The sequence below is a fragment of the Chryseobacterium sp. L12 genome (genome assembly GCF_056133985.1).
Map to the genome: position 1 here is coordinate 19,190 of NZ_JBVYOF010000018.1, position 20,392 is coordinate 39,581.

At 33.5% G+C, this 20,392-nt stretch carries 23 protein-coding genes; 17 read left to right on the forward strand and 6 right to left on the reverse strand.

Features of this window, described 5'->3' with window-relative positions; genetic code table 11:
- Position 1 precedes the first annotated feature (1 nt).
- The 12 genes from AC0NBN_RS11255 to AC0NBN_RS11310 all read left to right on the forward strand — a co-directional run bounded on the left by AC0NBN_RS11255 (position 2) and on the right by AC0NBN_RS11310 (position 10,985).
- Entirely contained in the window at positions 2-754 is a 753-nt protein-coding gene (locus AC0NBN_RS11255) for an ABC transporter ATP-binding protein (RefSeq protein ID WP_160812705.1), read from the forward strand.
- Positions 744-2,003, forward strand: a complete 1,260-nt coding sequence (locus AC0NBN_RS11260; protein ID WP_160812704.1) for an ABC transporter permease — start codon at positions 744-746, stop codon at positions 2,001-2,003. Before AC0NBN_RS11255 ends, AC0NBN_RS11260 begins: the two co-directional genes overlap by 11 nt.
- A gap of 155 nt (positions 2,004-2,158) precedes the next feature.
- Positions 2,159-2,539, forward strand: coding sequence for a GxxExxY protein (locus AC0NBN_RS11265; RefSeq protein ID WP_160812703.1), 381 nt, complete (start codon positions 2,159-2,161; stop codon positions 2,537-2,539).
- Positions 2,540-2,681: 142 nt separating this feature from the next.
- Positions 2,682-3,104: an acyl-CoA thioesterase gene (locus tag AC0NBN_RS11270; RefSeq protein WP_143883276.1), complete on the forward strand. Its 423-nt coding sequence runs from the start codon at positions 2,682-2,684 to the stop codon at positions 3,102-3,104.
- Positions 3,101-4,240 (forward strand): beta-ketoacyl synthase N-terminal-like domain-containing protein, encoded by a 1,140-nt coding sequence (locus AC0NBN_RS11275; RefSeq protein ID WP_160812702.1) that lies wholly within the window; start codon positions 3,101-3,103, stop codon positions 4,238-4,240. Before AC0NBN_RS11270 ends, AC0NBN_RS11275 begins: the two co-directional genes overlap by 4 nt.
- 116 nt (positions 4,241-4,356) lie before the next feature.
- Entirely contained in the window at positions 4,357-5,265 is a 909-nt protein-coding gene (locus tag AC0NBN_RS11280; RefSeq protein WP_160812701.1) for a hypothetical protein, read from the forward strand.
- A 180-nt stretch (positions 5,266-5,445) separates the two neighbouring features.
- Positions 5,446-5,982, forward strand: a complete 537-nt coding sequence (locus AC0NBN_RS11285) for a 3-oxoacyl-ACP synthase (RefSeq protein ID WP_160812700.1) — start codon at positions 5,446-5,448, stop codon at positions 5,980-5,982.
- Positions 5,983-6,085: 103 nt separating this feature from the next.
- Entirely contained in the window at positions 6,086-6,343 is a 258-nt protein-coding gene (locus AC0NBN_RS11290) for a phosphopantetheine-binding protein (protein ID WP_089741758.1), read from the forward strand.
- 42 nt (positions 6,344-6,385) lie between these two features.
- Complete coding sequence (locus AC0NBN_RS11295) at positions 6,386-7,336, forward strand: 2-hydroxyacid dehydrogenase (protein ID WP_160812699.1); 951 nt, start codon at positions 6,386-6,388, stop codon at positions 7,334-7,336.
- A gap of 130 nt (positions 7,337-7,466) precedes the next feature.
- A complete protein-coding gene (locus AC0NBN_RS11300) occupies positions 7,467-8,726 on the forward strand; it encodes a serine hydrolase domain-containing protein (RefSeq protein WP_160812698.1) in 1,260 nt (419 codons plus the stop codon).
- Positions 8,727-8,751: 25 nt separating this feature from the next.
- Positions 8,752-10,527 carry an Ig-like domain-containing domain gene (locus AC0NBN_RS11305; RefSeq protein ID WP_160812697.1) on the forward strand — a complete coding sequence of 592 codons (1,776 nt, stop codon included), beginning with the start codon at positions 8,752-8,754 and terminating at the stop codon, positions 10,525-10,527.
- Positions 10,527-10,985, forward strand: a complete 459-nt coding sequence (locus tag AC0NBN_RS11310; protein ID WP_143883270.1) for a heme-binding domain-containing protein — start codon at positions 10,527-10,529, stop codon at positions 10,983-10,985. Before AC0NBN_RS11305 ends, AC0NBN_RS11310 begins: the two co-directional genes overlap by 1 nt.
- Here AC0NBN_RS11310 and AC0NBN_RS11315 read toward each other — a convergent pair.
- The 5 genes from AC0NBN_RS11315 to AC0NBN_RS11335 form a co-directional block, all read right to left on the reverse strand.
- Entirely contained in the window at positions 10,982-11,500 is a 519-nt protein-coding gene (locus tag AC0NBN_RS11315; protein ID WP_160812696.1) for an NUDIX domain-containing protein, read from the reverse strand. The genes AC0NBN_RS11310 and AC0NBN_RS11315 overlap by 4 nt on opposite strands.
- Positions 11,497-12,411, reverse strand: a complete 915-nt coding sequence (gene xerD, locus AC0NBN_RS11320) for a site-specific tyrosine recombinase XerD (protein WP_160812695.1) — start codon at positions 12,409-12,411, stop codon at positions 11,497-11,499. Before xerD ends, AC0NBN_RS11315 begins: the two co-directional genes overlap by 4 nt.
- Positions 12,412-12,431: 20 nt before the next feature.
- Positions 12,432-12,857, reverse strand: coding sequence for a deoxycytidylate deaminase (locus AC0NBN_RS11325; RefSeq protein WP_143883267.1), 426 nt, complete (start codon positions 12,855-12,857; stop codon positions 12,432-12,434).
- Positions 12,858-12,889: 32 nt separating this feature from the next.
- Positions 12,890-13,657, reverse strand: coding sequence for an enoyl-CoA hydratase-related protein (locus AC0NBN_RS11330; RefSeq protein ID WP_160812694.1), 768 nt, complete (start codon positions 13,655-13,657; stop codon positions 12,890-12,892).
- A gap of 106 nt (positions 13,658-13,763) precedes the next feature.
- Entirely contained in the window at positions 13,764-15,251 is a 1,488-nt protein-coding gene (locus AC0NBN_RS11335) for a catalase (RefSeq protein WP_160812693.1), read from the reverse strand.
- Between the two features lie 107 nt (positions 15,252-15,358).
- On the opposite strand from AC0NBN_RS11335, the gene AC0NBN_RS11340 reads away from it, so the two are divergent.
- The 5 genes from AC0NBN_RS11340 (at position 15,359) to AC0NBN_RS11360 (ending at position 20,125) form a co-directional block, all read left to right on the forward strand.
- Positions 15,359-16,309, forward strand: a complete 951-nt coding sequence (locus tag AC0NBN_RS11340) for a LysR substrate-binding domain-containing protein (protein WP_160812692.1) — start codon at positions 15,359-15,361, stop codon at positions 16,307-16,309.
- Between the two features lie 222 nt (positions 16,310-16,531).
- Positions 16,532-17,812, forward strand: coding sequence for a methionine adenosyltransferase (gene metK / locus AC0NBN_RS11345; RefSeq protein ID WP_143883263.1), 1,281 nt, complete (start codon positions 16,532-16,534; stop codon positions 17,810-17,812).
- A 148-nt stretch (positions 17,813-17,960) separates the two neighbouring features.
- Entirely contained in the window at positions 17,961-18,449 is a 489-nt protein-coding gene (locus AC0NBN_RS11350) for a hypothetical protein (protein ID WP_160812691.1), read from the forward strand.
- A gap of 190 nt (positions 18,450-18,639) precedes the next feature.
- Positions 18,640-19,227, forward strand: coding sequence for an RNA polymerase sigma factor (locus tag AC0NBN_RS11355; protein WP_089741733.1), 588 nt, complete (start codon positions 18,640-18,642; stop codon positions 19,225-19,227).
- A 202-nt stretch (positions 19,228-19,429) separates the two neighbouring features.
- Positions 19,430-20,125, forward strand: a complete 696-nt coding sequence (locus tag AC0NBN_RS11360) for a YjjG family noncanonical pyrimidine nucleotidase (RefSeq protein ID WP_160812690.1) — start codon at positions 19,430-19,432, stop codon at positions 20,123-20,125.
- Positions 20,126-20,167: 42 nt separating this feature from the next.
- On the opposite strand, the gene AC0NBN_RS11365 is transcribed toward AC0NBN_RS11360, so the two are convergent.
- Positions 20,168-20,392 carry a hypothetical protein gene (locus AC0NBN_RS11365; RefSeq protein WP_143883259.1) on the reverse strand — a complete coding sequence of 75 codons (225 nt, stop codon included), beginning with the start codon at positions 20,390-20,392 and terminating at the stop codon, positions 20,168-20,170.

The window sequence follows — 20,392 nt, forward strand, 5'->3', positions numbered from 1 at the left end:
GGTGGAATATATCATCGAAATAAAAAACCTATACAAAAAGTACAAAAATGCAGAAGATTTCTCTGTAAATAATATTTCTTTGAATATTAATAAAAACGAAATCTACGGAATTCTTGGTCCTAACGGAGCTGGAAAAACTACTTTGATCTCTATACTTTCAGGTTTAATTAAACCAACATCAGGAAGCTTTACCATCAACGGACTTTCGCCTCAGAAAAACAGCAGAAAATTGAAACAAATCATTGGTGTTGTTCCGCAGGAATATGCATTGTATCCGACTTTAACCGCAAAAGAAAACCTTATGTTTTTCGGAAGCTTATACGGTTTAAGCCATAAAAACTTAAAAAAAACTATTGATGAATCTCTGGAATTGATGGGTTTATCAAAGTTTGCCGATAAAAAAGTTGACCAGTTTTCTGGAGGAATGAAACGCCGTTGCAATCTAATTGCCGGAACACTTCACAATCCGAAAGTTTTATTTCTGGATGAACCAACTGTTGGCGTTGATGTTCAGTCCAAAAAAGCGATTATTGATTACCTTTTAGATTTAAACAAAAAAGGAACGTGCATCATTTACACTTCGCACCATTTATCGGAAGCAGAAGACTTTTGTACCCGAATCGCTATTATTGATCACGGAAAAATTCATGCAGCCGGAACTCCCGAAGAACTGATTCAAAAAGTTGATAACGCCGAAAATCTGGAAGACGTTTTCATATCATTAACCGGAAAAGAACTGAGAGATGTTGTATAAACTGTGGAGAAGTTTTTTTAAAGAAATTCTATTGCTCAAGCGTGATATTGGCGGAATTGTCATTATTTTTTTAATGCCATTGCTGCTGATTATTACCATTACATTGATCCAGGATTCAACGTTTAAAAATCTGGAAGGTTCAAAAATCCCGATTATTTTCATCGACAAAGACCATTCTGAAATTTCAAAAAGAATAGAATCCGAACTGAATGCCAGCAAAAGTTTTCAATTATTGACTGACTATAATGAAAATTCGGCTAAAGAAGCTGTTTTTTCAGGAGAATATCAAATGGCAATTGTTATTCCTCAGAATCTTACAAAAGATATCAATTCAAATATAGATTCAAAAGTTCAGACTGTTGTCAGTTCGTTTGGTTTGGAAACAGATTCTGCCACAATTAACCGACAAATTTCAAAAGCAAAAGATATTCATTTATATTTCGATCCTGCAACCAATGCCGGATTTAAAAACTCTGTGATAAATGCCATTAACAAAATGGTTTTTGAGATTGAAAATAAAAAAATCTACAAAGCATTTCAAGACCAACTTGGAACAACAGAAGATCTGGATAACAAGAGTTTGATTACTTTTAAAGAAATCGTTCCGGAATCTGCTTTAGAAGCCAAACCAAACTCTGTGCAGCATAATGTTCCGGCTTGGGCTTTGTTTGCAATATTTTTCATCGTTGTCCCTTTGTCGATTAATTTAGTAAAAGAAAAAAGTCAGGGAACGAGCGTGAGAGTTCGCGTGAGTCCTACTCCGTATTATATTCATATTTTAGGGAAAACATTTACATATCTTATCATCTGCATCATTCAGTTTTTACTCATGGTTGCAGTAGGAATTTATCTTTTTCCTTATTTGGATTTACCGCAATTTGACGTGACCGGAAAAATGTTTAATCTTCTTGTTGTTACATTGTTTGCCGGATTAGCCGCCATAGGATTCGGTGTTTTATTGGGAACAATTGCCGATACACAGGAACAGTCTGCTCCGTTTGGTGCAACTTCGGTTGTTGTTTTGGCAGCAGTCGGTGGAATTTGGGTTCCGGTATTTTTGATGCCTGAATTTATGCAGAAAATTGCTGCATTTTCCCCGATGAATTGGGGATTGAATGCCTATTACGACATCATTTTAAGAAACAGTGGAATCGGCGATATTGCCAAAGAATTGATTTTCTTATTTTTATTCTATGTAACGATGGTTGCCATTGCATTATTTTACGAAAGGAAACAGAATGCGGTTTAACCACAAAGAACACTAAGATTTTTCACAAAGAGCACAAATAAAATAAGTTTCTAAAAATTTACATAAATTTGAGTTCCTTATGAATCCTTTGTGAGCTTTGTGGTAAAAATGAACAGTTTAAACATAATAAATTTAAACTTAAAAACACAAATAATATGAATGAAAATGATGTTTCAAGGATTATATTTGATGCAGGATTAAAAGTTCATCGCCAACTAGGAGCTGGACTTTTAGAAAGTGCATATGAAGAATGTCTATATTTTGAATTGCAGAAATCCGGACTATTGATAGAGAAACAGAAACCGATGCCGTTGATATATGAGGATATAAAACTTGATATTGGCTACAGACTTGATTTTTTGATTGAAAAAAAAGTTGTTGTAGAAATAAAATCTGTAGAATCATTAAATGATATTCATATTGCTCAAGTTTTAACGTATTTAAAATTAAGCAATTGCAAATTAGGTTTATTGATTAATTTTAATTCGGTTTTGTTTAAGAATGGTGTTAAAAGATTAATCAACGGAACAATATAAAATTTTAAATAATCATTGTATACTTTGTAGTTTTTATCCAATAATAACGCAATGATTTCCCACAAAAAACACAAGCGGAAATATGAAGATTATTGTGAACCTTGTGAAAACTTTGTGCCTTTGTGGTAAAAAATAAAACAGAATGCAGTCTAAAGATTTAACTTGTACTGAGGAAGTACGCGTAAGATTCAATGAAACAGATCCGCTGGGAATTGTGTGGCACGGTCATTATATTGTGTATTTTGAAGACGGAAGAGAAGCTTTCGGAAGGCAGCATGGTTTAACCTACCTTGATATTCAGAAAGCAGGATTTGTAACACCGATTGTAAAAAGTACCTGTGAACATTTTCTCCCGTTGAGATATGGAGAGACATTTAAAATTGTAACCACTTTCGTAAATTCAACATCAGCGAAATTAATTTACAAATACGAACTTTTTAACGAAGACAATAAATTGGTCTGTTCGGGAGAAACCATTCAGGTTTTTTTGGATTCCGGCAACAATTTATGCCTGTATAATCCAGAGTTTTTTCAGGACTGGAAAGATAAAATGGGATTATCATGAAGAAGGAAATTTACATCACAGATTACAACTGCATCACTCCTTTAGGTTTTGATGTTTCATCCAATTGGAGTGCTCTTTTGGAAGGGAAATCTGGTGTAGGTTTACATAAAATCATAGAAAACCAGGAGCCTTTTTATGCCTCAATGATTGATTCTGAAAAACTGAATGAAGAATTTAATAAAAACTTCGACAATCAGAATTTTACAAGGCTTGAAAAAATGTTTTTGCTAAGCTTAAAACCACTGATTGAAAAGAATCACATTTCAGATAAAACGGCTTTTATTTTATCAACAACAAAAGGAAATATCAGCTTACTAAAAAATCAGGATACTTTACCGGAAAGCGTTTTTCTTTCCAGTTTAGCTCAAAAGATTGCTGATTTTTTCGGATTTAAAACAAAACCGATTGTGGTTTCCAATGCCTGTGTTTCCGGAGTAATGGCAATTGCTGTTGCCAAAAATATGATTCAGGCTGGAAAATATAAAGATGCTTTTGTTATTGCCGGAGACGAAATTTCGGAGTTTGTGATTTCAGGATTCAATTCTTTTCAGGCAATCGGATCTGAAATATGTAAACCTTATGATAAAAACCGTAACGGAATCAATATCGGTGAGGCAGCAGCAGCGGTGTATATGACTTCAGAACCAACTCAAAACGGAAGTTTTAGTTTCAAAGTTTCAGGAGATTCTGCCATCAATGACGCAAACCATATTTCCGGACCTTCAAGGACTGGAGATGGACTGTTTGCAAGTATCAAAAACGCATTGAAAGAAGCCAATGTTTCGGCACAGCAAATTGATTTCATTTCTGCACACGGAACAGCTACAATTTACAATGATGAAATGGAAGCCATTGCTTTCAACAGAATAGATTTGCAAAACGTTCCTTTAAACAGTTTGAAAGCTTATTACGGACATTGTCTTGGCGCTTCCGGATTGTTAGAAAGCATCATTTCAATGGAATCTGCTTTGCGAAATACATTAATTCCATCAAAGAACTTTGTAGAAATCGGAACATCACAACCTCTGAATATTATAAAAGAAAATCAGCCGGCAAAAATTAAATATATTCTGAAAACGGCTTCTGGTTTTGGAGGATGTAATGCGGCGATTGTATTACAAATTGAATCTTTATAAAAAGTTTATTTCTAAATCGTTAACTATCGCAAATTCTTACATTTTATGTTAAGGGAAATTCTATTTTTAATGGTTATATTAAACTTTTGAATATATTTGTTCTTTATAAAACTTCTATGAAATCTAATTTTTTTACATTTTTATTATTGATTTTTCTTGTTATTTTTAATAACTCTTGCTCCAACGGAGATGAAATACAATCAACCACAAATAATATTGGTTCACAGAATCCTGTCCAAAGCTCTAATAAAATATTAAAATTTATAAAAGATTATTATGGTATTACCCATTATTTCCAGAGTTCTAATGGCAAAATAGTTTTATGGAATACTAGTTATAATACTAGTTACAATGCTCTCATACACTCGATAAGCTATAATTCAATGGGTAAAATTGACAAAATATCAATTTCTGAGCCCTCCCTTCCTAATAGTTATGAAGCACAGTTTAAATATAATAACAATTTGCTCTCAGAAATTTTAAATGTATATAAAGACACAAATGGTAACATCCGAGCATATAAAAGCCATAATATTTCATACAATAATTCAAAAATATATCGTATTGTACAAACCGGTTATAGTTTTCCGCAATTTTATATAGATGATGTTTTAAGTAACTGTAAAATACTTGAATTACAATTTTCTAATGAAAACGTAATAAAAACAGCTTACACTTATGGGCAATTTAGTAGAAGTACAGGAGTAATTAATGAAGATACTTCAGCTCCAATTACAAAATTGTATACTTATAACAATTCAATAATTAACCCATATTCCACTTTTCCAGTAGAGTTTCAACTCTACTTAGTATCAATAGAAATGGAAAGTAGTAATCTATTTTATGCTGATTCTCTTTCAAAAAACGCAAAAAATAACTTAACAACATATACATATCAATCATTATTTTCAGACTATTATTTTAATTATGAAACTGATCCAAATTTAAATGGTCTTCCAAAAAAAATTGATTCAAACAATTCGAATTTCGGAAGCAAAGCAACTTTTGAATATGATTCTTATTAATGTATATAAAGCATATGCTAGTCAAGAGCTTATAGCAAAGTAAATTTCTAAATTCGTTTGTTAATTGCATTTAATGATCCCATAATCCTCAGCATTAAACGCAATATTACTGATTGAATAGAAATTTATAGTTACATTATAAATTAACCATTAATTTTCTACCCAAATAGGTAAAAGCAGATGAAAAAATCTCACGTTTGCATAATTCAAAAGTCACAGATTAATTTTAATCAGACAATCATTTTTGAAACTCCGACTCAAAATTTCTCAGATTTTGCAAAAGAAGCTTATAAAAGTTTAGAACTGAATTATCCGAAATTTCATAAAATGGATAACTTAAGCAAACTGGCTTTTCTTGCTTCCGAAATAATTTTAAAGAATGAAGACCACAGCAGCACAGCTTTGGTTTTTGCCAATAAATCATCAAGTTTAGATACTGATTCTAAATATCAGGAAAGCATTAATTCCCAGGAAAATTATTTTCCGAGTCCTGCGGTTTTTGTGTATACCTTACCCAATATTTGTGTAGGTGAAATCAGCATCAGACACAAAATGCAGACTGAAAATGCATTTTTTGTTTTGGATGAATTTGATGAAGAGTTTTTGAACACTTACTCGGAACAGATTTTGCAGTCAGGAAAAGCCGAAAAAGTGTTGTGCGGGTGGGTAGAACTATATGGTGAAAGTTACCGCGCTTTTGTATATTTGCTGACGTAATATAACAATGTAAAAATGTACCGGTTTACCAATTTTTAAATACGCAAATAATTATTGCTACTGTTAAACTTATACATAGGTACATTATAAATGAAATTTATTTATGGAAAACTTGAAAGAAGAATTAAAACACAAAATCATTGAAGTACTTAACCTGGAAGATATTGCAGTAGAAGAAATTAAAGATACAGATCCGTTATTCGGAGGTGGTCTTGGATTGGATTCTATTGACGCTTTGGAATTGATTGTTCTTTTGGATAAAGAATACGGAATTAAACTGGCAGATCCGAAAAAAGGAAAAGAGATTTTCTCTTCCATCGAAACAATGGCAAAGTATATTGAAGAAAACAGAACGAAATAATTGCTCTTGTTTCAATTTAAAAGTCTTTTTTAAGAACAGAATATGCGCATTTTACTATTAGATAAAAACCATCCGCTCATTACAGAGCAGCTTTTGGCTAAAAATTTTATTCTTGAAGAAGACTTTTATTCCACCTACGAAGAGGTTCTAAAAAAAATTGAACTTTATGACGGAATTATCATCAGAAGCAGAATTCCTTTAGACCAAAACTTTCTAGAAAAAGCAAAAAACCTAAAGTTTATCGCAAGAGTTGGAGCCGGAATGGAAAATATACACATCCCTACAGCCGAAAAATTGGGAATACAGCTCATCAATTCTCCGGAAGGAAACCGGGATTCTGTTGCAGAACATGTAGTTGGGATGCTTTTAATCATCATGCACCGTTTATTTATAGCTTCCAACGAGGTAAAAAACGGAATCTGGCTGCGTGAAGAAAACCGTGGTGATGAACTCTTAGGAAAAACAGTCGGTCTCATTGGTTACGGCAACATGGGAAAAGCAACGGCAAAAAGACTTTCGGGTTTTGGCTGTAAGGTGATCTTCCACGATATTTTGCCTAACCTTTCTGATAAATATGCACAACAGGTAAGTCTGGAAGAATTGAAAGCAAAAGCAGAAATTCTCAGCCTACATATTCCTCTTACATCAGACACTCATTATCTTATCAATGCTGAATTTATTAATGAAATGAAAAATGATTTTTATTTCGTTAATACAGCAAGAGGTAAAAATGTACATACTAAAAGTCTGGTAGAGGCTTTAAAGATTGGAAAAATAAAAGGTGCTTGTCTTGATGTTTTGGAATACGAAAAATCCTCATTCGAAAATCTTGACACTTCAACTTCGCTCAATACAGGAGAAAATGAAGATTTGCAATATCTTTTAAACTCAGAAAAAGTAATATTAACTCCCCACATTGCAGGCTGGACGCACCAAAGCAAAGAAAAGCTGGCGCAGTTTATTGTGGATAAGATTATTGCATCCTTTTGCTAATTGACAAAAGATATCTCTACACAAACTAGCTATTCCAGTTTTTGATTATGTTAAATTAATCTTAATTTATTCTCAAGTTTTATCTTTTGTTTTGAGTTTTATTAAATTGCCACTCATTTTTTGAAAACTCATGAAGAAGCTTAGCATTTTACTCCTTTTAGGTCTATTTATATTTCTTATTTCTTGTAAAAAAGATAAAGCAGAATCTGCTGCTGAAGAACCGACAACCAATCTGCCTAATTTTGGAAATGTAGATTTGAATAAAATTTTTGAAAATGAGAGTATTCATATTTCCAATAAAAATTTTCTTGCCGGGTATATAGATCAGTATTACAAAAAAATCTGGGAGCAGGGCAATCTAAGCGGAAGCATTCTGGTAGCACAGGGAGATGAAATTATTTATGAAAATTACAGAGGTTTTGCCAGAGAAAACAACCAGAAACCCATTGATAAAAATGCTCCGCTTCATGTAGCTTCGGTTTCCAAAACATTAACGGCAATGGCAATGATGAAACTGGTAGAAGCAGGCAAAGTAAAACTTTCAGATTATCTCACCCAATTTTTTCCGCAGTTTCCGTATCCGAATGTGACAGTACAAAGTCTTTTGGATCAAAGGAGCGGTCTTCCAAAATACGAATATTTTATCACAAAAATTCAACCGGCACCTGCAGAACTTTCAAAAAATTATTTAACCAATCAGGACATTCTAAACATGATTATTAAATATAAGCCGGATCTCGCAAGAGAAACAGACACTGGATTCATGTATTGCAATACAAATTACGCTCTTTTGGCTTTACTGATTGAAAAACTTACCAACACCCCTTTTCCGCAGGCAATGGAAGAAATGGTGTTTACTCCTCTGAAAATGAAAAACACTTTTATCTTTCAGGAAAAAGACATTCCAACGGCTTCCCAGTCTTTTTACTTTGGCGGAAACCGTTTATATCCTTTAGACCGTTTAGATTTAATCTACGGTGACAAAAATGTGTATACTACTCCAAGAGATCTTCTGAATTTCTCAAAAGCAATGTTTTCAAAAGATTTTCTGAAACCTGAATTGATGGAAATGGTTTTCACGCCTTACAGCAACGAAAAAGCAGGACAGAACAATTACGGATTAGGATTTAGAATGAAAATATTTGATAACGGTGAAAAACTAACTTATCATAACGGATGGTGGCACGGAAGCAATTCTGTTTTTGCCCATCTTCTGAAATCTAAAGTAACCATTGTTGCTATAGGAAATAAATACTCAGGAAGAGTGTATTCTGCACTTGCTTTATCAGGCCTGTTTGAGGATTTTCCGGCTCAGAAAGACAAACTTCACAGTGTGATGAAAGATAATGAAGATACTTTAAAATCAGGAACTGAAGTTTTTGGAGAATAATGTTTATTTTTGTTGAAATATTTTCATGAAAAGATTATTTCTTCTATTCATTATCGGTATACTTGTACAATCCTGTGCAAGAGTAGGTTCGCCTATCGGTGGTTCAAAAGATACGCTCGCCCCAAATGTTGTGGGATCCAATATAGACACTTCAAGAATTAATGTAAGAAGAGACATCAGAGAGTTGAGAATTGATTTCGATGAATACATCACTTTAAAAGATATCAACAAAAATCTGAATATATCACCACCCATTAATAATATCAAGAGAATCCTGCCTTCCAATATTGCCAATAAATTTCTGGTGATCCAGTGGACCGACACTTTACAGGCAAATACTACCTACAATTTTAATTTTGGAAATGCAATTGTAGATAATAGTGAAGGCAATCCTTTAAGATATTATAATTTTGCTTTCTCAACCGGCGAAAAGCTTGATGATCTTTACATCAGTGGTGAGGTAAAAGACGCAATGGCAATAAAAAAACAGACCAATGCACAAAACAAAATGGTGGTAGGTCTTTATCAGCTGAAAGACAGTATGGATTATAAGAAAAAGCCTTACTATATCACTAAAGTAGATGACGATGGATATTATGAACTGAATTATCTTGCACCAGGAAAATATAAAATTATTGCATTTGATGACGAAAACGAAAATTCGATCTTCAATCCCGGAAAAGAAAAAATAGCTTTTCAGAAAGATACGGTAGTCATTGAAAAATCTATTTCAGGATTAAATTTAAAACTATACCCATCCAAAAAACCTTTTAAAAAGCCTGAACTGAAGGAAATACCAGGCGGAATTCTGATGCTCTTTGAAGGAAATCCGGAAGAAGTAAAAGTGTCTCCTATCGGCGAAAAGCTGAATGATATTAAAGTAACTCACAATAAAAAATCTGATACGGTAAAAATCTGGTTTGATGCTGTAAAAGCTGATGCAGGACAGACAGCAAATGAAAAACTTCAGTTTGCCTATGAAACAGAGACTAAAAAAGATACTGCAACCGTTTTTTACAGGTATAATAAGAAAAACGCCATGACTCTGGATAGTGGTGGCGGAACCTTAGCTCCAAAATCAGATTTCAGGCTGGTTTCTAATTATGTGATTGATAAAATTAATACGGAAAAATGGACTCTTAAAATTGACAGTCTGACAACGCAGCCTTTTACTGCAAAAATTTCGTCAACCAATCCTTATGAAATCCTGATAAGTTCTGACTTTGCGGAAGGAAAAAAATATCAGCTGACAGTACCAAAAACGACCGTTTCTTCCTATTATGATAAAAATCCTGAATCTAAAAGATTTGATTTTGAAGTGGATAAAATTGAAAATTACGGCAGTCTTACTTTTAATCTGACAAATGCTCCTGCTACAAAATACTGGATCCAGCTTTTAGATTCATCAGAAAAACCTGTTTATCAAAAGTACGCCAACGGAAATCAGGTTACTTTTGACATTGTAAAACCTGCAGAATACATTGTACGAATTCTGGTAGACAACAACGAAAACAGATTTTGGGATGAAGCAGATTTTGAGAATGGAATTTTTGCGGAAGAATCCTATATATATTACAAAACAGTAATTACAAGACCTTTATGGCAGTCAAATGAAGATTGGGATCTGAAAGACACAAGAGTTCTGGATGCCAGCAAACTCATAAACAACAATACCAACAAGCCAAATCAGGATAAGAAAGACCCTAATCCTCAGAATAATATCCCTCAAAATAATACTCCTTTTCAAAACACAGTTCCGGGAGGTGCCACAAGAGGACGCAATCTCCAAAATACCAGATAATGAATAAGACCATAAAGATAATTTTCTGGGTTATTGTATGCCTCATTGTGATTCAGCTAATCCCTGTTGATAAAGAGAATCTGCCGGTAAAAAAAAGTGAAAATTTCACAGATGTGCAGAAAACACCAGAAAACATTACTTCACTTCTGAAGAACGCTTGTTATGACTGTCATTCCAATGAAACCCAATATCCTGGCTATGCTTATATTGCCCCGTTTTCATGGTCTGTAAAAAGCCACATTAATGAAGGCAGAGAACACCTTAATTTCTCTGTCTGGAATACTTATAATGACGATTTAAAAAAAGGTATGCTCGAGAAATCAATTCAGACTATTGAAAATAAGTCAATGCCAATGCCTGCTTACATTATCTACCATAACGAAGCTAATCTTACTGATGTTGAAAAAACTTTACTTAAAAATTATTTTCAGGAAATCCTAAACTCACGAAGCTATTAGATAAAATCTTTCAGATATTTTTCAAAAAACTTTTTCTGTGAATCAAAAGCAATATCTTCAAGATTCAGCTCTTTTAAAGGAATCCAAACTGCTTCAGAAATCTCCGACAGTTCCATATCAACCTCAAATTTACTCGTAACTTGATATTCGTAGAATAGATCAATCGTATTATAATCTATTTCTTTATAAGTATATATATTTGGTAAACTTGTAAGATATGTAAGGTTATCACTATTAATATCTAATTTCAGTTCTTCAAAAAGCTCTCTTTTACAGGTGTTTTCTGCGCCTTCTTTAGGATCTACAAATCCTCCGGCTAAATCCAGCTTTCCTTTTTTAGGTTCCTGATTTCTTCTTGTAAGAAAAACTTCATCTTTATATCTTATGACTACCGCCACAGCTCCTGCTACATTATTGTATAAAGTGAAGCTGCATTCGGGACAGCTCCACTTTTTTTCCTGATCCCAGTGAAGGGTCTGTTTTCCACAGTTTGGACAAAATTTTAATGCTTTCATCCAGCAAAGTTAGCATTTCGCGGATGAAAATTCAATATCACATCGCGAAGTTCTTCTGTTTTTAAATGGGTATAAATACCCGTCGTTGTAATACTGGAATGTCCCAGCATTTCCTGAATGAAACGTAAATCTGCACCGTTTTGTAATAAATGAGTAGCAAAAGAGTGTCTGAATGTATGTGGAGATATCTTCTTGCTTACTCCTGCCTTATCTGTAAGTTCTTTAATAATGATAAAGACAATTACTCTTGACATTGAAGTTCCTCTACTGTTAAGGAAAAGAGTATCTTCATGTTTCTTATTCACTTTAACTTTTGAGCGTACTTCGTTGATATATTCTTTCAACAGTTTTGCGGTATATTGAGCCAAAGGAACCAAACGTATTTTATTACCTTTTCCTGTTACTTTTATATACTTTTCCCTAAAGTTGATATTAGAGATTTTAATATCAATCAATTCTGAAACACGAAGTCCGCATCCATACAAAACTTCTATAATGCAGTGATTTCTTTTCCCAAGATCCGAATTTTTCTCAATTGCATCAATAATTTTTTCAATATCGGTAAGACTCAGAGTATCCGGCAGATATAATCCAAGTTTAGGACCTTCAAGCAAAGAAGAAGGATTATCATCTCTTACTTCTTCCTCAACAAGATATTTAAAAAAAGCCTTGATAGAAGAAATCCATCTAGCCTGAGATCGTTCGCTGAATTTTTGTTTTGATAATTTGAAAATATACTCTTGAAGGTTATCGTAGGTAATTGCTTTAGGATCAACACTATCCAATTCTTCTACAGCATAATCCTTTAGCTTTTTGATGTCACGTATGTAAGCATCCAGTGTATTTTCTGAGAAATTTCTCTCGAATCTTAAAAAAATTTCGAAATCTTTAATTTTTTCATCCCAAGTCATTGTGTTTTGTTTTTAATTATTTATAATTCATTTTCTGACACTTGTATTATTTCAATATGGTGACTCCTTAAAAAGTCTATGCCTTCGTCATCTGAATAAGCATTAATATAGACAACTCTCGAAATTCCTGCCTGCAAAATCAGCTTGCTGCATTCTTTGCATGGCGACAATGTTAAATAAAGCGTTGCTCCTCTTGCTGATTGTGTGGAGCCTGCTAATTTCAAGATTGCATTTGCCTCTGCATGAAGAACGTACCAATGGGTTTTACCATTTTCGTCTTCGCAGCAGTTTTCAGATCCTGATGGTGTACCATTATAACCATCCGAAATAATCATCCTATCTTTTACGATAAGCGCTCCCACCTGTTTTCTTTCACAATAGGAAAGTTTTGCCCACTCCTGAGCCATTTTCAGATAAGCTTTATCAAACTTACTATACATCTGCATTGGTGTTTACGAAATAATTTGCTTTTGTATAATCAAAAGTTCGGCTTTCTTTTTTCTAGAAAGGCAGAAACTCCTTCTTTTTTGTCATTCATATCAAAAAGTTCTCCGAAAGATTTAATTTCAGTTTCAAAACCTTTATCTGTATCTGACAGGTTAGTTGCTTTAATTGCTTTAGAAATTGCCATCGGTGAGTTTTTTGCAATTATGGAAGCTAATTCCTTTGTCTTTGCTAAGAGCTCTTCAACAGGAAAAACTTCATTTACCAAGCCAATTTCTTTTGCCTTTTGTGAAGGAATCATTTTCGCAGAAAAAATCATTTCATTGGCAATACCTTTCCCTACAAGTTTAGGCAGTCTTTGAGTTCCTCCGTAGCCTGGAATCAATCCTAACGTTACTTCTGGTAAACCCAATTTTGCATTCTCTGATGCGTATCTTATATGACAAGACATTGCAAGTTCCAAACCTCCTCCCAAAGCAAATCCGTTTACAGCAGCAATTACAGGCTTATTCAGATTTTCGATCTTATCAAAAAGACTGTTTTGACCGTTTCTCGCTAATTCTTCTGCTTCTTCCTGATTAAAGTTACTAAATTCTTTTATATCTGCACCGGCAACAAAAGATTTTTCTCCACTTCCAGTCAAAATAATTACTCTTACCTCGTGGTCATTCTGTAATTCATCCAGTACAGAACTGATTTCACTAATCGTTAAAGCGTTCAAAGCATTGAGGCTCTCCGGTCTGTTGATGGTAATTACAGCAGTTCTTTCTTCTTTACTGATAAGAATATTTTCGTAAGTCATTATATACTTTAATCTAAAATAAAATGCAAATTAAAGAAAAATTATAAATAAAAAGGAAAAAATGTGTATTTTTTCCTTTTATAAGCATTTATTGTTTAAGCATCCTTTATTTCGAATGATTCATCATATTGGAATCTATATTGATATTTAATCCCGTTGCCACCTTCATTCCCAGTTCTATATTTGCTCTGAAAAAATGGCAAAGCTGACGGTTAATGATTTCATCTCTTTTAGGTCCGTCAATTCCCTTCATACTTCCAATGATATTATTAACAAGGTTTTCTCTGTCCTGCTGATTCATTGCTTTTGTGTAAAGAAGTCCGGGCTGAGTGTAATGATCATCATCGTTCTCATTTCTGCTGAAATTAGCAACCTGATTGCTGTCTAATTCATATTCAAAATTTTTATATGATGAATCGGGCTTAATATCATCAAAACTGTTCGGGTAATAATTCGGCTTATCCCGATAATAGCTTGAATCTGCCATAAAACCATCTCTCTGATAATTGTTAATTTCAAAAGGACATCTGTTAACTTCGAGATAATGTGCATTTACTCCAACCCTATATCGGTGTGCATCTGGATAAGAAAACAATCTTCCCTGAAGCATTTTATCCGGTGAAAAGCTGATTCCGTTAATTAAATGACTAGGTGAAAAAACCGACTGTTCAACATGCGCAAAATAATTTACCGGAATTTCATTCAACTCCATTTCGCCGACTTCAATAAGTGGAAAATCACTCTGAAACCAAACTTTCGTAATATCAAAAGGATTCCAGCGAAATTCTTTTGCCTGTTCTTCCGACATCACCTGAATATACATTGTCCACTTAGGAAAATCGCCCTTATCAATAGCATTACAAAGATCTTCCTGAGCAAAATCCGGGTTTTCACCTGCCATTTTCACCGCTTCAGGATCTGTGAAATTTTTAATTCCCTGTTTTGTTTTAAAATGAAACTTAACCCACACTCTCTCATTTTTATCATTAATCATGGAAAAAGTGTGAGATCCGAAACCATGCATGTGCCGGTAACCGTAAGGTGTACCTCTGTCTGACATAAGGATAAGAACCTGATGCAGAGATTCCGGATTAAGGCTCCAGAAGTCCCACATCATGGTAGCACTTTTTAAATTGGTTTTGGGAACACGCTTTTGGGTGTGAATAAAATCCGGAAATTTTTTAGCGTCTTTTATAAAAAATACAGGCGTATTATTCCCCACCAAATCCCAATTACCGTCTTCTGTATAAAATTTCAGGGCAAAACCTCTAGGGTCTCTTGCTGTATCTGCGCTCCCTTTTTCTCCTCCTACCGTAGAAAATCTTGCAAACATTCTGCATGAATTTCCCACTTTTGAAAATATTTTTGCTTTAGTATACTGCGAAATATCGTGGGTTATGGTAAAGGTTCCATAAGCTCCTGTTCCTTTTGCATGCACCACTCTTTCAGGTATTCTTTCTCTTACAAAATGAGCCAGATTTTCCTGTAATATAAAATCCTGCAGCAAAACCGGACCTCTGGCTCCTACTGTCTGAGAATCCTGATGCTCATAATATGGAGCCCCGTTGCTCGCTGTAAGTTTTTTATTATCCATATATTATGATTTGAGTTTTATTTCTACTTTAATCTTTCAAATTTAGTTGAATTTTTAATTGCTTCTGCCAAAAACGTCATATCTTTGTCATAGATAATATTAATCAAATGAACATTCAGCAATTGGAATATCTTATCGCTGTTGATAAGTACAAACATTTCGGAAAGGCAGCTCAGGCTTGTTTTATTACCCAGCCTACATTGAGCGCAATGATACAAAAGTTTGAAGACGAACTGGATGTCAAAGTTTTTGACAGAACCACCCACCCGATCCGGACAACAGACGTAGGTGTACAAATTATAGACCAGGCAAAGGTAATTATAGAATCTGTAAACGAACTGAAAAATAAAGCCAATCTTCTTAATAATATTTTAGGTGGAACTATTAATCTCGGTATCATTCCAACAGTTTCATCTTTCATTTTACCAACCGAAATTTTTAATTTTCTGCAGGATAATCCGAAGATCCAGATGAATGTAAAGGAAATGACTACGGATAACATCATCAAAGCTTTGAAAACCGGTGAGTTGGATGCCGGTATTATCTCTACGCCTTATGACAATGCCTCTGAATTTTATCATGACTTTCTCTTCAATGAAGAATTAATGATTTACAGCTCTGATACCGAAGCCAACAAAAAAAACACATTTATCGTACCTGATGAACTTAATGTAGAAAAAGTATGGCTTCTGGAGGAAGGAAACTGCCTAAGAAATCAGTTTGAAAACATTTGTCACCTGAAAGAAAACACACTTAAACCTAAAAATCTTGACTTTCTAGCTTCAAACATCCAGACATTGATACAAATGGTTGATAAAGTGGGCGGAATAAGCATTTTACCGGAACTGGCTCTGAATCAACTTTCAGAAGAGCAGAAAAACAAAGTTTTCCGTTTCAAGAAACCATTTCCTTACAGAGAGATCAGCATTATTTACTACAAGCCTACTTTTAAGCAAAAAATTATTGATGAACTGGGATCTTTCATTAAAAACTCGTTAGATTCAAAACTTAACTATAATGAAAACCCTAAAGAGTTTGTAAGTATTAAACCACAATAAAAGTGATTTAAATCATTAATTTAAAGAAAATTACTATAATTCTGCAAAACTTTTGAGTATTAAAAAAATAGTGCTTAAATTTGCGTTCGATTATTAACGAGGAAAAATTTGACCTGATTGCAACCTCTCTAAAAAAATGCTAAAACAGTAATTCTTTTAGCTATTTACGGGCAATTATTCATTTTTTTCTTCACATATTAAAATAAAAATACAAAGAATAATATGTCTTATTTATTTACGTCTGAATCAGTTTCAGAAGGGCACCCGGATAAAATTGCCGATCAGATTTCCGATGCATTAATTGACAACTTTTTAGCATACGACAAAGCGTCTAAAGTAGCTTGTGAAACACTTGTTACAACAGGACAGGTTGTATTAGCAGGTGAAGTAAAATCTGATGCATATCTTGATGTACAGACTATTGCCAGAGAAGTCATCAATGGTATTGGCTACACCAAAGGAGAATATATGTTTAATGGTGACTCTTGTGGTGTTATTTCTGCAATTCATGAGCAGTCGCCGGATATCAACCAAGGTGTTGACAGAGCTGTAAATGATGAATCTTTTGAAGCTAAAGCAAATGCTCAGGGAGCAGGAGATCAGGGAATGATGTTTGGTTACGCAACCAACGAGACAGCCAATTATATGCCTTTGGCTTTAGATCTTGCGCATACTATTCTTAAAGAACTTTCTGCGATCAGAAGAGAAAACTCTGAAATTACTTACCTTCGTCCTGATGCAAAATCTCAGGTTACTATTGAGTATTCTGATGACCACAGACCTATCAGAATAGATTCTATTGTTGTTTCAACACAGCATGATGATTTCGGATCTGAAGAAGAGATGCTAAACAAAATCAGAGAAGATATTAAAAACATCCTGATTCCAAGAGTTGTTTCTAAACAGTCTGAAGAGATTAAAGCTTTATTTAATGATCAGATCAAATATCACATCAATCCTACAGGAAAATTCGTAATTGGAGGACCTCACGGAGATACAGGTCTTACAGGAAGAAAAATCATTGTAGATACTTATGGTGGTAAAGGCGCTCACGGTGGTGGTGCTTTCTCCGGGAAAGATCCTTCAAAAGTAGACAGGAGTGCAGCGTATGCTACAAGACATATTGCCAAAAACCTCGTTGCTGCGGGTATTGCTGACGAAGTTTTGGTACAGGTTTCATATGCAATTGGTGTGGCTGAACCTTGCGGTTTGTATATCAATACTTACGGAACTTCTAAAGTTGGTTTAAATGATGGTGAAATTGCTAAAAAAGTTTCAACCATTTTTGATCTGAGACCTTATGCTATTGAGCAAAACTTAAAATTGAGAAACCCTATTTATCAGGAAACTGCTTCTTACGGACACATGGGAAGAGAGCATTATATTGCTGATAAAACGTTCAATAAAGGACAAAAAAATGAATTGACTCTTGAAGGTCTGGAATTCTTTACATGGGAAAAACTAGACAAAGTAGAGGAAATAAAATCTGCTTTCGGAATTTAATTCAGGTTTTCGGTATAGAAACTGCTTTAACATGAAGATGCTAAAGCAGTTTTTTTTATTTTTACACCTCAATAGTTCCAGTATGAAGTTTAAAAAAAGATGGAGATCAGCGAAACATACTGCTTATAAAACAAATAAATATCTACACATGAAAATACAACCTGCTATTTTTATCTTATTTTTCTCTTTGGCAAGTATTGCAATAAAAGCACAATATACTGTTCACAAAATGGTAAATGTTGGCTATGCATACCAAAATCAAAGTTTTGGAGAGTTAGGCGGTAAGCTTTTATTTCTGAAAAACGATGATGTTATATACAGATTAGGTGCTTCTGCACTAATGGGTTCTGCAAACTCAGATTTTGCGATCATGCCAAAAGTACAGGCAGATGTAATGCTCAATTTTGAAAGAAATGTAGATTTTTATCACTCCTATTACTTTGTAGCTGGTGTGGAAGGCACCAATAAGTATGTAGCTCCTAAAATAGGAATTACCCTTTTCGGGCTTTTGGATCTTACCGGAGGCTATGCTTTCCCTATAGGAGATAAAGGATTGAACGGAAAAGAATTAAAAGGACTAAATATCAATTTCACATTAAATATCCCTACCACATTCTTACATGATATGCTAAAGTAATTTTTCTTGTAAAAAATTAGTAAATATTTAATATTTATTTAATACTTATTAAAATTTTATTATATTTACAGCATAATTTAATGCTTATAGAATATACTCTACTTTAAAATCCGTTTTACGGCAAACCATATATAGCTTGATAATTGAATCAGGAAAAGGTTTGTACTATAATAAATTTTTGAGAAGAGTTATGAAATCTACAGACAGTCAACTAATATCCTTATACCAAAAAGGAAGCGAAGAGGCATTATCTACCCTTATACACAGACATCAAAGAGAGCTTTTTACGTTTATTTTATATAAAATAAATCATCAGGATCTGGCAAATGATATTTTCCAGGACACGTTTATGAAAATCATTGTGATGCTGAAAGAAGGACGTTACAACGAGGAAGGAAAATTTATCCTTTGGGCAAAAAGAATTGCTCAGAATCTGATTATTGATTATTATCGAGCCAAAGCAAAAAACACAAAAATATCCGAAACAACTTTTGAGAATGATGAGTTTTCTATATTTGATCTTATCAGAGAACCATCAGAAAATATTGAAGATCATCTGATAACAAGACAAATACATGAGGATCTGCTGAAAATGCTCCATTTTCTTCCCGAAAATCAGCAGGAGGTGATAAAACTCAGGTTTTTTGACGGTTTAAGCTTTAAAGAAATTGCAGAACACACTGATATGAGCATCAATACAACTTTGGGAAGGGTTCGGTACGCTCTTATTAACCTTAGAAAAATAATGGAGGACAATAATATTATTCTGACTAGATAATATTTTGGTACAATTTTCGTTTTTAAAGAAACTACAATTTTCGCCTATGAAAAATAACGATTCTTTAAAATTGAAAAGCTTGAAACCAAAAAAACAAACTATTGATTTTCTTCTGAGTTTCTCTAAAAACCTGCAAGTCGTAAAGGTAAAAAATAAAAATTTTCACCTGACAAAAAATTAAAAATATCTAAATTTGTGCTGTATGAAAATTCAGCACATTTTTTTTGACCTAGACAATACACTTTGGGATCATCGCAGAAATGCATATCTTACCATTAAAGATCTTTTTGATAAAGAAGAAATTACTTTAAAATACAATATAGATTTTGAAGAATTTCATTCTGTCTATCATGAGATAAATGAAAGGCTTTGGGAACAGATCAGAGACGGCGAAATAGATAAAGATTATTTAAGAAAACATCGTTTCTATGATGCGTTCATCCGTTTCGGAGTTGATGATCCGCAGTTATCTATGTATTTTGAGGAGCATTTTCTGGATAAAATTTTAAATCATAATCATCTGGTAGAAGGCGCAGCGTATATCTTGGATTATTTAAAAAGCAAAAACTATACGATTCATGTGATCTCTAACGGTTTTCAGGAAGTTACCGAAAGAAAATGTATCCTTTCAGGAATTGATCATTATTTCAAATCAATTACCAGCGCAGATTCTGTAGGCATAAGAAAACCTCATCCTGCTATTTTTAAATATTCTTTAGGACTTGCAGAGGCAGAAAAGGAAGAAAGCATACTGATTGGTGATGACTGGATTGCTGATATTATCGGAGCCAAACAGTTCGGAATAGATGTAATTTTCTTTGATGCATTAAATGACAATCCACAAGAGGAAAATCTTAAAGTAATAAAACATCTTTTACAGATAAAGGATTATTTATAAACACTAAAAATTTCGGCGGCATCTTTGGTGCCGCCGAAACTCTTATAATTTAAATAAATAATCATTAAGAGAAATATCATTTGATTGAAAATTATTTTTTTTATCAATACTTAATAAATTAAAACCTCTTCTTTTTGCCAATCCTTTTTTTACTAAATCATCAAAAACTTTAGAAGCTGCTAAATATTCCTCTAATTTTTCTTTAGGATTCCCTTTTACTACTTGCTCAGAAGCAATTTTTTCTATTTTTTTCTCTAACTTTTCCAT

Coding starts and splice junctions, on each gene's coding strand:
- AC0NBN_RS11260 (WP_160812704.1), top strand. CDS start 744: ATGTTGTATAAACTGTGGAGAAGTTTTTTTAAAGAAATTCTATTGCTC.
- AC0NBN_RS11265 (WP_160812703.1), top strand. CDS start 2,159: ATGAATGAAAATGATGTTTCAAGGATTATATTTGATGCAGGATTAAAA.
- AC0NBN_RS11270 (WP_143883276.1), top strand. CDS start 2,682: ATGCAGTCTAAAGATTTAACTTGTACTGAGGAAGTACGCGTAAGATTC.
- AC0NBN_RS11275 (WP_160812702.1), top strand. CDS start 3,101: ATGAAGAAGGAAATTTACATCACAGATTACAACTGCATCACTCCTTTA.
- AC0NBN_RS11280 (WP_160812701.1), top strand. CDS start 4,357: ATGAAATCTAATTTTTTTACATTTTTATTATTGATTTTTCTTGTTATT.
- AC0NBN_RS11285 (WP_160812700.1), top strand. CDS start 5,446: ATGAAAAAATCTCACGTTTGCATAATTCAAAAGTCACAGATTAATTTT.
- AC0NBN_RS11290 (WP_089741758.1), top strand. CDS start 6,086: ATGGAAAACTTGAAAGAAGAATTAAAACACAAAATCATTGAAGTACTT.
- AC0NBN_RS11295 (WP_160812699.1), top strand. CDS start 6,386: ATGCGCATTTTACTATTAGATAAAAACCATCCGCTCATTACAGAGCAG.
- AC0NBN_RS11300 (WP_160812698.1), top strand. CDS start 7,467: ATGAAGAAGCTTAGCATTTTACTCCTTTTAGGTCTATTTATATTTCTT.
- AC0NBN_RS11305 (WP_160812697.1), top strand. CDS start 8,752: ATGAAAAGATTATTTCTTCTATTCATTATCGGTATACTTGTACAATCC.
- AC0NBN_RS11310 (WP_143883270.1), top strand. CDS start 10,527: ATGAATAAGACCATAAAGATAATTTTCTGGGTTATTGTATGCCTCATT.
- AC0NBN_RS11315 (WP_160812696.1), bottom strand. CDS start 11,500: ATGAAAGCATTAAAATTTTGTCCAAACTGTGGAAAACAGACCCTTCAC.
- xerD (WP_160812695.1), bottom strand. CDS start 12,411: ATGACTTGGGATGAAAAAATTAAAGATTTCGAAATTTTTTTAAGATTC.
- AC0NBN_RS11325 (WP_143883267.1), bottom strand. CDS start 12,857: ATGCAGATGTATAGTAAGTTTGATAAAGCTTATCTGAAAATGGCTCAG.
- AC0NBN_RS11330 (WP_160812694.1), bottom strand. CDS start 13,657: ATGACTTACGAAAATATTCTTATCAGTAAAGAAGAAAGAACTGCTGTA.
- AC0NBN_RS11335 (WP_160812693.1), bottom strand. CDS start 15,251: ATGGATAATAAAAAACTTACAGCGAGCAACGGGGCTCCATATTATGAG.
- AC0NBN_RS11340 (WP_160812692.1), top strand. CDS start 15,359: ATGAACATTCAGCAATTGGAATATCTTATCGCTGTTGATAAGTACAAA.
- metK (WP_143883263.1), top strand. CDS start 16,532: ATGTCTTATTTATTTACGTCTGAATCAGTTTCAGAAGGGCACCCGGAT.
- AC0NBN_RS11350 (WP_160812691.1), top strand. CDS start 17,961: ATGAAAATACAACCTGCTATTTTTATCTTATTTTTCTCTTTGGCAAGT.
- AC0NBN_RS11355 (WP_089741733.1), top strand. CDS start 18,640: ATGAAATCTACAGACAGTCAACTAATATCCTTATACCAAAAAGGAAGC.
- AC0NBN_RS11360 (WP_160812690.1), top strand. CDS start 19,430: ATGAAAATTCAGCACATTTTTTTTGACCTAGACAATACACTTTGGGAT.
- AC0NBN_RS11365 (WP_143883259.1), bottom strand. CDS start 20,392: ATGGAAAAGTTAGAGAAAAAAATAGAAAAAATTGCTTCTGAGCAAGTA.